Raw genomic sequence first — 11,826 nt, 5'->3', positions numbered from 1 at the left:
CTGATGAACCGTGTCATCCTCCTCCGCCGCCTCCGGGATCAGCCCGATAGCAGACGCGGCCCCGCTGTCCCTGTGCGCCCGTGAGCCGTACGTCCCCGCGGACCGGCTGGTCGCCGAGATGGTGCCGCCGCCGCGCTTCGATTCCGTGCGCTTCGCCACGTACATCCCGGACCCGAACCAGCCGAGCCAGACCGAGGCGGTCGGCGTCCTGGAGACCTTCGCCGCCGGACTCGGCGGGGCGCACGCCGCCGGCACCGCCAAGCGCGGCTTCCTCGGCTTCGGCAAGGGCAGGGCACCCAAGACCCCGGCGGGCCCCCGAGGCGTCTACCTCGACGGCGGCTACGGCGTCGGCAAGACCCACCTCCTGGCCTCTCTCTGGCACGCGACCCCTGCCGAGCCCGCGCTCAAGGCCTTCGGCACCTTCGTCGAGCTGACGAACCTGGTCGGCGCGCTCGGCTTCCAGAAGACGGTCCAGACGCTGTCGGGCCACCGCCTGCTGTGCATAGACGAGTTCGAGCTGGACGACCCGGGCGACACCGTCCTGGTGTCGACCCTGCTCGGCAAGCTGGTCGACGCGGGCGTGGCACTCGCCGCCACCTCCAACACGCTGCCGGGCAAGCTCGGCGAGGGCCGGTTCGCGTCCGTCGACTTCCTGCGCGAGATCCAGGGCCTGTCCGCGCACTTCCGCTCGCTGCGCATCGACGGCGACGACTACCGCCACCGCGGGCTGCCGGAAGCCCCGGCCCCGTTCTCCGACGAGCAGGTGACGAAGGCGGCGTACGCCACCGCCGGCGCCTCCCTCGACGACTTCCCGCACCTCCTCGCCCACCTCGCCAAGGTCCACCCCAGCCGCTACGGCGCCCTGACCGACGACCTCAAGGCCGTCTGCCTCACCGACGTCCAGCCGATACCCGACCAGTCGACCGCACTGCGGCTCGTCGTCCTCGCGGACCGGCTCTACGACCGTGAAGTGCCCGTCCTGGCCTCGGGGTTGCCCTTCGACCAGCTGTTCAGCGAGGAGATGCTGAACGGCGGCTACCGCAAGAAGTACTTCCGCGCGATCTCCCGCCTCACCGCGCTGGCCCGGGACGCCAAGGGCCTCGTCGAAACCGCATAGTTCACGCCAGCCCAAGCACGCTTTTCACGCTCTCTTCCATCGGAAACGCTCCGTTAACCCTGCAAACAACTTCACTGGGCTACCGTTCTTCTTGACCAGCCGTTGACCTGGCCTTGGTCTGTACGAGAAACATGAACTGGCTGAAGGGGGGCGTATGTTCCGAGGTAAGACGGCTCGGACCGTCGTGACGCTCCTCACCGCCGTCCTGCTCGCCCTCCAGTTCTTCGCACCCACGGCATCCTTCGCATCCGCGCACACAGCCCGTCATGCGGAGGCCAAAGCACAGCCCGTTCTCAAGCTCAGCGGCAAGGCCCCGCACACCGAGACCATCACCTTCCGCGACTGCGGCGCCTCCGGAACCCCCACCGTCCCGCTGCGCCTGCGCGACCGTTGCCGCACCGCCGACTGCGGGCCCGAGACGCCCGAGCGCCCCCCGCTGACGCAGGACCCGGCGGGCGCGCACACACCGGTGGCACCCGGCGCGGCGCACCACCGCACAGCGAGATCCTCAACAGCACACTCTCCGGCGGCACTTCAGGTCTTCCGCTGCTGAGAGCGAAGCAGGCAGTCAGTTCCCCCACGCACACTGTCATGCAAGCCCGACGCGCCCAGAGGGCGCGCCAGGAGGAGTCCACACGCCATGCAGCCCCTCATCGACAACGCCCGTACGTTCGGACAACGCCCTGAGGAGTTCGCCAAACTCGCCGAAGGCCAGTCCCCGCAGGTCCTGTTCATCACCTGCTCCGACTCCAGGGTCGTCCCGGCCCTGATCACGGGCGCCCGCCCCGGCCAGCTCTTCGAACTGCGCACCGCGGGCAACATCGTCCCGCCGTACGCCTCCCAACACCCCACCAGCGAGGCGTGCACCATCGAATACGCCGTCGAAGTCCTCGGCGTCTCCGACATCGTGGTCTGCGGCCACTCGCACTGCGGCGCCGTCGGCGCCCTGGTGCGCGGCGACGACCTGACCGCCGTACCGGCCGTGCGCGACTGGCTCACGCACGCGACCCCGAAGCCGGAGGGGACGGTCGACGACCCGGCCGTGTCCGAAGGCGTGCAGAGCCACGTCCTGACGCAGCTGCTGAGGCTGCGCTCGTACCCGTACGTCGAGAAGAAGCTGAAGGACCGTCAACTGTCCCTGCACGCCTGGTTCTACGAGGTCCACACCGGCGCCGTCCAGGTGCACGACCCGGCCACCGACGCCTTCAAGGCCCTGTGAGCGCGCCGATGTTGACCAAATACCCTCACCTGCGGCAGGACTTCGCCGCCTCGCTCGTCGTCTTCCTGGTCGCGCTCCCGCTGTGCGTGGGCGTGGCCGTCGCCTCCGGTGTGCCGGCCGAACTCGGCCTGGTCACCGGCATCGTGGGCGGGATCGTCACCGGATTCATGCGGGGCAGCAGCCTCCAGGTGTCCGGTCCCGCCGCCGGTCTGACCGTGCTGGTCTTCGAGGCGGTGCGGGAGTACGGACTGCCCGCCCTCGGCGTCATCGTGCTCACGACCGGAGTGCTTCAAATCCTCATGGGCGTCCTGAAGTTGGGGCGCTACTTCCGGGCCATCTCGGTCTCGGTCGTCGAGGGCATGCTGGCCGGTATCGGACTGGTGCTGATCGCGGGGCAGTTGTACTCGGTGGCGGGGGCGAAGGCCCCCGCCTCGGGGCTCGACAAGATAGCCGAGCTGCCCGGCACGCTCGTCGACGCCGCCGGGAACACGAAGGCGCTGGCCTCGCTCGCGCTCGGCGCCGCCACCATCGCCGTACTGGTCCTGTGGAAGCGCCTGCCCGCCAAGGTCCGCACGGTGCCGGGTCCGCTCGCCGCCGTAGGACTCGCGACCCTCGCCGCACTCGTCCTCGGGCTGCCGGTCGCGACCGTCGAGGTGCAGGGGCTGCTCGGCTCGCTCCAGCCGCCGCCGCTGAGCGCGTTCGGTGAGCTGGCGCAGGTGGGCGTGCTGGGCACGATCGTGGCGTTCACGCTGATCGCGTCCGCGGAGTCGCTGTTCAGCGCGGCGGCCGTGGACCGGCTGCACAAGGGGCCGCGCACCGAGTACGACAAGGAACTGGTGGCGCAGGGCGCGGGCAACGCGCTGTGCGGGCTGCTCGGCGCGCTGCCGATGACCGCGGTGATCGTGCGCAGCGCGGCGAACGTGCAGGCGGGCGCGCGGACGAAGGCGTCCCGGGTGCTGCACGGCGTATGGCTGCTGCTGTTCGCGGCCCTGCTGCCGGACGTCCTCGCGTACATCCCGATCCCGGCCCTGGCGGGCATCCTCGTGCACGCCGGCGCCAAGCTGATCCCCGTCCGGGAGATCGTGTCGCTGTGGCGCGAGCACCGGGGCGAGGCGCTGATCCTGGTCGTCACTGCGCTGTCGATCGTCGCGGTCAGCATGTTCGAGGGCGTCCTCATCGGCCTCGCGCTGGCCGTCGCGAAGACGGCGTGGGAGGCCTCGCACATCAAACTGGAGGTCGTCGACAAGGGCGCCGGCCCCGTCCAGGCGTATCTGTCGGGCAACGCGACCTTCCTGCGGCTGCCGAAGATCCTCGACAGCCTGGAGGCACTCCCCCAGGACCGGCCGGTCGAACTGCACCTCTCCGGCCTGCACCACCTGGACCACGCCTGCCGTACGGCACTGGAGAACTGGGCCGAGCGGCACAGCGCGGCCGGTACCGAGCCGGTGAAGGTCACGGCCGCATAGAGAAGGCCGGTGCCCGCTCCGGGGCGATCGTGGCCCCGGGGCAGGCGCCGGGCATACCCTTGCAGGAGCAGACAAAAGACCTCTCCGCTAGGGGGTCAGGATGCTCCAGGAACTGCTGGTGGCGGGCGCGGCGACGGGTTCCGCGTGCGTGGTCTACATCGCGGCGGCGGCCAGGGTCGTCAAGCAGTACGAGCGCGGGGTCGTCTTCCGCCTCGGGCGGGTGGCCGGCGAGGTGCGGGCACCCGGCTTCACCATGGTCGTCCCCTTCGTGGACAAGCTCCGCAAGGTCAACATGCAGATCGTGACGATGCCCATTCCCGCGCAGGAGGGCATCACCCGCGACAACGTCACCGTCCGAGTGGACGCCGTCGTCTACTTCAAGGTCGTCGACGCGACCGACGCGATCATCAAGGTCGAGGACTACCGCTTCGCCGTCTCGCAGATGGCACAGACCTCGCTGCGCTCGATCATCGGCAAGAGCGACCTGGACGACCTGCTCTCCAACCGCGAAAAGCTCAACCAGGGCCTGGAGTTGATGATCGACAGTCCGTCCATCGGCTGGGGCGTGCAGATCGACCGTGTCGAGATCAAGGACGTTTCCCTCCCCGAGACGATGAAACGCTCCATGGCCCGCCAGGCAGAGGCCGACCGCGAACGCCGGGCCCGGATCATCAACGCGGACGCCGAGTTGCAGGCCTCCAAGAAACTCGCCGAGGCCGCCGCGCAGATGTCCGAACAACCGGCCGCTCTCCAACTACGCCTGCTGCAAACGGTAGTTGCAGTGGCAGCCGAGAAGAACTCGACACTGGTACTCCCCTTCCCGGTCGAGTTGCTGCGCTTCCTGGAACGGGCACAGCCGGGGCCACCCCAGCCCCCTCCGCCGCCCGCCGTGGAGCAGTAGCGTGGCGGCATGCGCCCGAGGATCGTGATCGTCGCGGTGGCCGCCGCGCTGGGGAGCGTCGCCGGATGCGGAGGCGACGGAGGCGGCCCGTCCGTGCCCACGCCGAGCGCCTCGCAGCGGATCGCGGTCACGAGTGCGGCGTTCACCGAGAACGGCACCATCCCGCGCCAATACACGTGCGACGGCTCGGACGTGTCCCCGCCCCTGGCCTTCGTCGGCGTCCCGGCCGACGCGGCCGAACTGGTCGTAGTCCTGGAGGACCCGAACGCTCCGCACGGCACGTTCACGCACTGGCTGATGTGGGGAGTGCCCGCGCGGGACACCCGCCTGACGGCCGGAACGGCACCACTCGGCGCGACCGAGGGCCGCAACAGCTTCAAGAAGAGCGGCTACGGCGGCCCGTGCCCGCCCAAGGGAGCCGCGCCCCACCGCTACGTCCTCTCGGTCTACGCCAGCGACCGGAAGCTCACCCTCGCCGGCGACGCCTCACCCGACGACGTACGACGCGCCCTGACCGGCCACACCCTCGCCTCGGGCACGCTGACCGGCCGTTACGGGCGCTGACTGGCGGGGCCCGCCCCCGCGCCGCAGGATCGAGGGAGCCGACCGAAGGGGTGTCCCATGGCCAAGAAGGGCGCGAAGCGCGAGAACGGGAAGAAGAGCCTCACCGAGCTGCTGCGCGTCCCCGCCGACCGGCCGGTCGACCTCTCCTCCTACGACGCCGCAGGCACCCCCGGCGGCCCCGCCGACAAGGCCGCAGGACTCAAGGACACCGCCCGGATGGGCGAACACCTGGCCGATCTGCAGGAACGCCTGTGGGCGGCGAGCACGGCGGGCGACGGGCGCCGCCTGCTCCTGGTCCTCCAGGGCATGGACACCAGCGGCAAGGGCGGCACGGTCAAGCACGTCATCGGCCTGTTCAACCCCTCCGGCTGCCGGATCAGCGCCTTCAAGGCACCCACGCCGGAAGAGCGCAAGCACGACTTCCTCTGGCGCATCAGACGTGCCCTCCCCCACCCCGGCGAGATCGGCATCTTCGACCGCTCCCACTACGAGGACGTCCTCATCGCCCGCGTCCGCGAACTCGCCCCGCACCGCGAGATCAACGACCGCTACACCCAGATCAACCGCTTCGAGAAGTCCCTGACCGACGACGGCGTGACCGTCGTCAAGTGCTTCCTCCACATCTCCTACGAGCAACAACGCCGCCGCCTGCTCGAACGCCTCGACAACCCCGACAAGCACTGGAAGTTCAACCCCGGCGACATCGCGGAACGCGCGCTGTGGCCCGCGTACCAGGAGGCGTACGAGATCGCCCTCGCCCGCTGCTCCACCCCGGGGGCCCCCTGGTACCTGGTCCCCGCCGACCGCAAGTGGTACCGCAACTGGGCCATCAGCCGCCTCCTCCTGGAACACCTGACAGCGCTGGATCCGCAGTACCCGAAGGGGGACTTCGATGTGGAGGAGTGCCGGGAGCGGCTGCTGAGTTCGGGCTGACCGGCCACGGCCACCCACCCGTGTCGATGACCGATGAGCACCTTTTATTATCTTATGTTCCTACGGTGACCAATCGAGTACGACGAGTCGCCGCCGCCTGTGCACTCGGCGCCGCGCTCACCGCCTGCGGGGCCCCCTCGGCGCCCCACTCCACCCGTCCGGCGCCCACCGCGCCCTCCGCCGCTCCCTCGCGGCCGCCCACCCTCGCGCCCGGCCCGGCCGGACTGACCCCCGTCTTCAAGAACGGTCCCCGGGTCGACGGCAAGACCGTCGCGCTGACCTTCGACGCCGATATGACCGCCGATCAGGGGCCGCGCGCGGCGGCGGGCGAGCACTTCGACAATCCGCAGCTCATCGCCACGCTGCGGGCGCTGAAGGTGCCGGCGACCGTGTTCATGACGGGCCGGTGGGCCGACGAGTACCCGGCCGAGGCCCGCGCCATCGGACGGGACCCGCAGTTTGAGATCGCCAACCACTCGTACAGCCACTACGCCTTCACCGGCGACTGCTACGGCCTGCCGACCGTGGCCCCGGACCGGATGAAGGCGGATGTGGAGCGGGCGTACACCGCGTTCAAGAAGGCGGGCGTGCCGAACGCGATGCCGTACTTCCGCTTCCCCGGCGGCTGTTACGACCGGCAGGCGCTGAAGACGCTGAGCGCGGTCGGTGTCACGGCGGTGCAGTGGGACGTGGTGAGCGGCGACGCGTTCGCGACGGACTCGGACGCCGTGGCGCAGCAGGTACTGGAGGGTGTGCGGCCCGGCTCGGTCGTCGTCATGCACTGCACGCGCAGCGCCGCCCCGGCCACCGAGAAGGCCGTCCGCATGATCGTGCCCGAGCTGCGGAAGAAGGGGTACCGGTTCGTGAAGGTCTCCGAGCTGATCGGGGCGGCGGACCGGCACCGCTGAGGACCGGCACCGCTGACGTCCACGCACTCCTCGTACGCTGGTCGCATGAGCGACGAAGAGCCGGCGCCGGCGTACGCGGAGTGTGTGCTGTGCCGGGAGCCGACGGAGTACCCGGAGTCGTACAAGGGGATCACGCTGTGCCCCGTCTGCGAGTGGCAGGAGGCACAGCGCACCGCCTGTTCGGGGTGAGCGGCGGCCGACACCTCTAGCCGTAGCCGTAGCTGTAGTTCACGTTGCCCGCGCCGTCCTCCCGGTCCTGTCCTCCCCACGCCGGGAGGGTCGATCTTGCGCCTGGCAGACTGGAGGACGTGACCAGTGATTCCACCGTTCCCGGCGACGATGTCGACCCCTTCCGCAACGAGCGCACCGCGCGCGACGAGGCCCCGCAGTTCGTGCTGCCCCTGGTCGTCCGGATCGAGCGCGACGCTCCCCCGGCCCGTACCGACGCGCTGGAGACGGCCGCCCGGGCCGTGCTGACGATCCTGAGCGACGAGCGGGCCGTCGGGGACGGGGAGTGGGCGCAGGCCATGCGGGACTGGCAGGACGCGCGGATCCGGAAGGTGGTCCGGCGGGCGCGCGGGGCCGAGTGGCGGCGGGCCGAGGCGCTGCCGGGCATCACGGTGACCGGGAAGTCGGCGGAGGTACGGGTCTTTCCGCCCGTCCCGCTCGACGGCTGGCCCAAGGATCTGGCCCGGCTCCAGGTCTCCGGCACCGACCTCGACGACCCCGAACCGCCGGCCGACGCGGACCCGACGGCACCGGTGCTCTGGCTGAACCCCGACCTCGACATGTCCGCCGGCAAGACGATGGCGCAGACCGGCCACGGCGCCCAACTGGCCTGGTGGGAACTGTCGGACGAGGACCGCACCGCCTGGCGGCAGGCGGGCTTCCCGCTCTCCGTCCGCACCGCCGCCCCCGCCCAGTGGGCCGAACTCACTAGCACCGACCGGCCGTTGGTCCGCGACGCGGGCTTCACGGAGATCGCGCCCGGACTGACCGTCGCGGTCGAGGGACACCACCGTGTCAGCTCTCTCGCGCGTCCACGGTGTACGTGACCGGATGCTGCTTCGGCACCCCGGTCGTGCCCGGTCTCAGACCCACGTGTCGAGCCACATCCTGGCGTGCCAGTCGGCGTACGGGATCGTCTGCCCGGTGTAGACCGGGAAGAAGTAGATGAAGTTCCAGGCGATGAGCAGGACCAGCACACCTGCGGCCACCGCACCTCGTGTGCGGCGCCGGCGAGTCGCGCCCGGCGGACCCAGCAGGGCTCCCAGCGTCATCGCCACTGCCAGGCACAGGTACGGCACGAAGACAACCGCGTAGAAGGAGAAGATCGTGCGGTCCTGGTACAGGAACCAGGGCAGATAACCGGCGGCCACCGCACACAGGACGGCACCGGCGCGCCAGTCGCGGCGCAGCGCCCATCGGTGGAGCAGATACACGAGGGCGCAACATGCCGTCCACCACAGGAGCGGTGTGCCCAGGGCCAGGATCGTCTCCGAGCAGCCGGCCGTCGTGCGGCAGCCGTGCGTCCCGGGTTTCGGTGACTCGTAGCGGAACAGCACCGGACGGCCCAGGACCAGCCAACTCCATGGATTCGACTGGTACTTGTGGGGAGTGTGCAGCCCCACGTTGAACTGGTAGACGCCGTACTCGTAGTGCCACAGGCTGCGCAGCGGGGCCGGTATCCACGACCAGGTGCCGCCGCGGCCGTCCGCCCAGTGCCGTCCGTAGCCGTTGTCGGACACGAACCAGCCGGTCCAGGTCGCCAAGTACGTCACGGCGGCGACCGGCACGAGGGACATCACCGACCAGCCGAGGTCCTTGCGCAGCACCGCCCGGTAGGGGCGACGCGCCCCGGCGACGCGGCGGGAGCCGACGTCCCACAGCAGGGTCAGGATCACGAAGAAGGCGAGGAAGTACAGGCCGTTCCATTTGGTGGAGGCCGCCAGGCCCAGGAAGAAGCCGGCGGCGAGCCGCCAGGGCCGCGCTCCCGTCCCTGCCCGGTCGCCGGTGTGTCCGTCCGGGCGTATGCGGCCGTCCCCCTGGACCGGCAGGGCTGCCGCGAGCCGGGCCCGCGCACTGTCCCGGTCGATGAGCAGGCAGCCGAACGCCGCCAGTACGAAGAACATGACGACGAGGTCGAGCAGAGCGGTGCGGCTCATCACGTAGTGCAGACCGTCCACCGCCATCAGCGCGCCGGCCAGGCAGCCCAGCGCGGTGGAACGGAAGAGGCGGCGTCCTGTGCGGCACAGCATCAGCACCGACAGCGTGCCGAGAACGGCCGTCATGAAGCGCCAGCCGAAGGGGGTGAGGCCGAACATCCACTCGCCGAGGGCGATCACCCACTTTCCCGTCGGCGGGTGCGCGACGAAGGCTCCGGTGTCGGAGAGCGGGATCACCTGAGGGTCGGCCAGGATCTGCGGGTCGGCGATCTTGCTGTCCGGCCACGTGCTCTCGTAGCCGAGCCGCAGCAAGGCCCAGGCGTCTTTGCCGTAGTACGTCTCGTCGAACACGACGGCCCGCGGGCTGCCCAGACGCCAGAAGCGCGACAGCCCGGCGACGAGCGTCACCAGCAGCGGCCCGCCCCATCCCGACCAGCGCGCCATCCGGCCCGCTGTCACCGGGGACAGCCCGAGCATGCGCCACAGCCGCGCGTCGGGCTCGGGAAACGGCACGACCAGGCGGTCCCGTACGGACGTGCGCGGCGGCTCGACGTACCCGAAGCGACGCAGCCGCCGCTCCCAGGAGACCGTCTGGGACTTCGCCTCCTGCTGGGGGTCGTCGGTCAACGCGGGCGTGTTCTCATGAATCACGTGGTGGGCTTTCCATTCGTGGAGAGCAGGACACGCGGGGGTCAGCCGACGGGCGGGCGGTGGTGGTCACGCCGGCTCAGTCAGCCGTCACTGACCGGAACCCGTTGAACCTGGCCAAGTGGTCGCTGCCTGGGTGGCGGTTGAGGTCAGTGTCGGCATCGGCGCCCCCTTGACAGTGGAGGCGGGGCGGGCCGTCGACGGCCCCGTGACCTTCTCGGCGGAGGTGACGGGGCGAGGCTGAGGACCGTTGGGCCCACCCTGAGCGAACAGGCTCGCCAGGAGGGTCAGTCCGACCGCGAGTCCGGCGATGGTCAGCACGGATCCGGTGGCCATCCAGACCGTCCGGACCCGCTGCCGGGCACGGACACCGGCTCGCAGGCGGACTCGGTGCCGCTCCTCGTAGGGTGCGTATTCATGGCTGTCTCGCATCATGCGTGCCAGCCCCTGCTCGAAGTGGTCCATGGCTCCTTCTTCACTCCACCGACTCGACTGCCTCGGCCAGCAGCCGCCGCAACCGTGCGACGCCCCGGGTTGTGAGCGAACGGGCGGTACCCACCGGGCAGCCCAGCACCTTCGCGACGTCCTGCTCGGGCAGGTCCTGGTAGTAGCGCAGCACCACCGCGGCCCGCTGCCGCGCCGGCAACAGCGCCAACATGGCCTCCAACCGGGTCCGTTCGTCCACGGCCGCGGTCTCGTCTCCCACCTTGGGCGGGTCGGGCAGCTGGTCGACGGGGTGCTCGCCCCACCAGCGACGCCGTGCCGAGCGAGCCGCGGCACGGACCAGGACCCTGCGCACATAGGCCTCGGGCGCCTGCTCGGCCACCTTCGGCCACGCGAACCACAGCTTGACCAGCGCCTCCTGCAGCAGATCCTCCGCCCGGTGCCGGTCTCCGCCGGTGAGCAGCCTCGCCAGATGAAGCAACGCCGACCACCGAGCCGCCACGAACCGGTCGAACTCATCGGCCCGCAACTGCTCCATCAGAGTCGACCCCCTGCCTCCCAGCCGGCGACACCGGCGTGTACCGCGACCGCGCGGGGCGGCGCAGCGTCATCGCCCCCGGTACGCCCCGCACGGCCACGGACACGCCCCCGCACCTACTACAAAGACAGTGGCTCCTGCCCCGCTATGCACTTCGACTATGTGGCGTGCGTCACACGCACCTTTCCGGCGGCGCTCACGACGCGACGTGCGGGATGACAGGAATCCGACAGATGACCCGAGCAACTACCGCCCCCGGAGCGGAGATTGACGTCGGCGATGACCGTACGACCGACTCGGCCGGGTCCATGGGATCACCGCCGGGACGCGGGCGCGGTACGCCTCGTAGGACGCACCGAACCGGTCGGCCATCATGCCGTCCTCTATGTGGACCCGGCGCAGCAGCCAGGGCACGGCGACGGCCAGGAGGACGATCCAGACGCCGAATCCGCAGGCCAGCATCCCGCCGAGGACCAGGCCGAGGAGGCCGGTGTAGATGGGGTGCCGCACTATTCGGTAGGGGCCCTCGGTGCGCAGTTCGTGGTGGTCGTGGACCATCGGGATGCTGGCCCACATGACGCCCAGGACCCACCGCGCCCAGAGCAGCAGAGCGGTGGAGGCCAAGGCGAGCAGGGCGCCCAGGAGCGCGAGCTCGGGCTGCCAGTACTGGAGGTGGTGCCAGAAGGAGTCCGGAGTGTGTCTGATCAGCAGGGAGAACGCGTAGGCGCCCGCGATCAGCAGAACCCGGCGGGGCAGAGTGCGGCGCAGGCCGTGCACCCAGCCGCGCAGCCCGGCCTCGCTCTTCACGCCGAAGTAGACGGCGCCCGCGATCCAGGCCACGACGAAGACCAGTACACAGCCGCCGGTGAGAGCGACGAGTGCGGAATGAAGTGAGCCCATGGCACAAGGCTGCGCCCTGACCG

At 70.4% G+C, this 11,826-nt stretch carries 14 protein-coding genes; 10 read left to right on the top strand and 4 right to left on the bottom strand.

The window, feature by feature from the left end; genetic code table 11:
* Nucleotides 1–10 precede the first annotated feature (10 nt).
* From zapE to OO70_RS31225, 10 genes are all read left to right on the top strand, one after another.
* A complete protein-coding gene (gene zapE / locus OO70_RS31265; RefSeq protein WP_043678424.1) occupies nt 11–1,117 on the top strand; it encodes a cell division protein ZapE in 1,107 nt (368 codons plus the stop codon).
* 154 nt (nt 1,118–1,271) lie between these two features.
* Nucleotides 1,272–1,670, top strand: a complete 399-nt coding sequence (locus OO70_RS31260; protein ID WP_043678422.1) for a hypothetical protein — start codon at nt 1,272–1,274, stop codon at nt 1,668–1,670.
* 87 nt (nt 1,671–1,757) lie between these two features.
* Nucleotides 1,758–2,336: a carbonic anhydrase gene (locus OO70_RS31255; protein WP_043678419.1), complete on the top strand. Its 579-nt coding sequence runs from the start codon at nt 1,758–1,760 to the stop codon at nt 2,334–2,336.
* An 8-nt stretch (nt 2,337–2,344) separates the two neighbouring features.
* Nucleotides 2,345–3,802, top strand: a complete 1,458-nt coding sequence (locus OO70_RS31250) for a SulP family inorganic anion transporter (RefSeq protein ID WP_043678417.1) — start codon at nt 2,345–2,347, stop codon at nt 3,800–3,802.
* A 100-nt stretch (nt 3,803–3,902) separates the two neighbouring features.
* Nucleotides 3,903–4,703, top strand: coding sequence for a slipin family protein (locus OO70_RS31245; RefSeq protein ID WP_043678415.1), 801 nt, complete (start codon nt 3,903–3,905; stop codon nt 4,701–4,703).
* Nucleotides 4,704–4,712: 9 nt separating this feature from the next.
* Nucleotides 4,713–5,267 (top strand): YbhB/YbcL family Raf kinase inhibitor-like protein, encoded by a 555-nt coding sequence (locus OO70_RS31240; protein ID WP_043678413.1) that lies wholly within the window; start codon nt 4,713–4,715, stop codon nt 5,265–5,267.
* Nucleotides 5,268–5,324: 57 nt separating this feature from the next.
* Complete coding sequence (locus tag OO70_RS31235) at nt 5,325–6,200, top strand: PPK2 family polyphosphate kinase (RefSeq protein WP_043678411.1); 876 nt, start codon at nt 5,325–5,327, stop codon at nt 6,198–6,200.
* Nucleotides 6,201–6,265: 65 nt separating this feature from the next.
* Entirely contained in the window at nt 6,266–7,108 is an 843-nt protein-coding gene (locus OO70_RS31230) for a polysaccharide deacetylase family protein (protein WP_043678409.1), read from the top strand.
* A gap of 45 nt (nt 7,109–7,153) precedes the next feature.
* On the top strand, nt 7,154–7,297 hold the full coding sequence (locus OO70_RS55485) for a hypothetical protein (protein WP_199827441.1): 144 nt from the start codon (nt 7,154–7,156) through the stop codon (nt 7,295–7,297).
* A 119-nt stretch (nt 7,298–7,416) separates the two neighbouring features.
* The gene (locus OO70_RS31225; RefSeq protein WP_043678406.1) at nt 7,417–8,163 is read left to right on the top strand and encodes a peptidyl-tRNA hydrolase; all 747 of its coding nucleotides are present in this window, start codon (nt 7,417–7,419) and stop codon (nt 8,161–8,163) included.
* Between the two features lie 36 nt (nt 8,164–8,199).
* Here OO70_RS31225 and OO70_RS31220 read toward each other — a convergent pair whose 3' ends face one another.
* The 4 genes from OO70_RS31220 to OO70_RS31205 form a co-directional block, all read right to left on the bottom strand.
* Complete coding sequence (locus OO70_RS31220) at nt 8,200–9,717, bottom strand: dolichyl-phosphate-mannose--protein mannosyltransferase (protein WP_043678623.1); 1,518 nt, start codon at nt 9,715–9,717, stop codon at nt 8,200–8,202.
* 294 nt (nt 9,718–10,011) lie between these two features.
* On the bottom strand, nt 10,012–10,386 hold the full coding sequence (locus OO70_RS51370) for a hypothetical protein (protein WP_051741769.1): 375 nt from the start codon (nt 10,384–10,386) through the stop codon (nt 10,012–10,014).
* Between the two features lie 10 nt (nt 10,387–10,396).
* On the bottom strand, nt 10,397–10,903 hold the full coding sequence (locus OO70_RS31210) for a SigE family RNA polymerase sigma factor (RefSeq protein ID WP_043678404.1): 507 nt from the start codon (nt 10,901–10,903) through the stop codon (nt 10,397–10,399).
* A 246-nt stretch (nt 10,904–11,149) separates the two neighbouring features.
* Nucleotides 11,150–11,803, bottom strand: a complete 654-nt coding sequence (locus OO70_RS31205) for a methyltransferase family protein (RefSeq protein ID WP_051741766.1) — start codon at nt 11,801–11,803, stop codon at nt 11,150–11,152.
* Nucleotides 11,804–11,826: the final 23 nt, after the last annotated feature.

Origin of the sequence: Streptomyces xylophagus (genome assembly GCF_000716435.1) — a bacterium.
GTDB classification, from domain to species: Bacteria; Actinomycetota; Actinomycetes; order Streptomycetales; family Streptomycetaceae; genus Streptomyces; species Streptomyces xylophagus.
The sequence above is the reverse complement of the archived record's forward strand: the minus strand, read 5'-3'. Positions and strand labels throughout refer to the sequence as shown.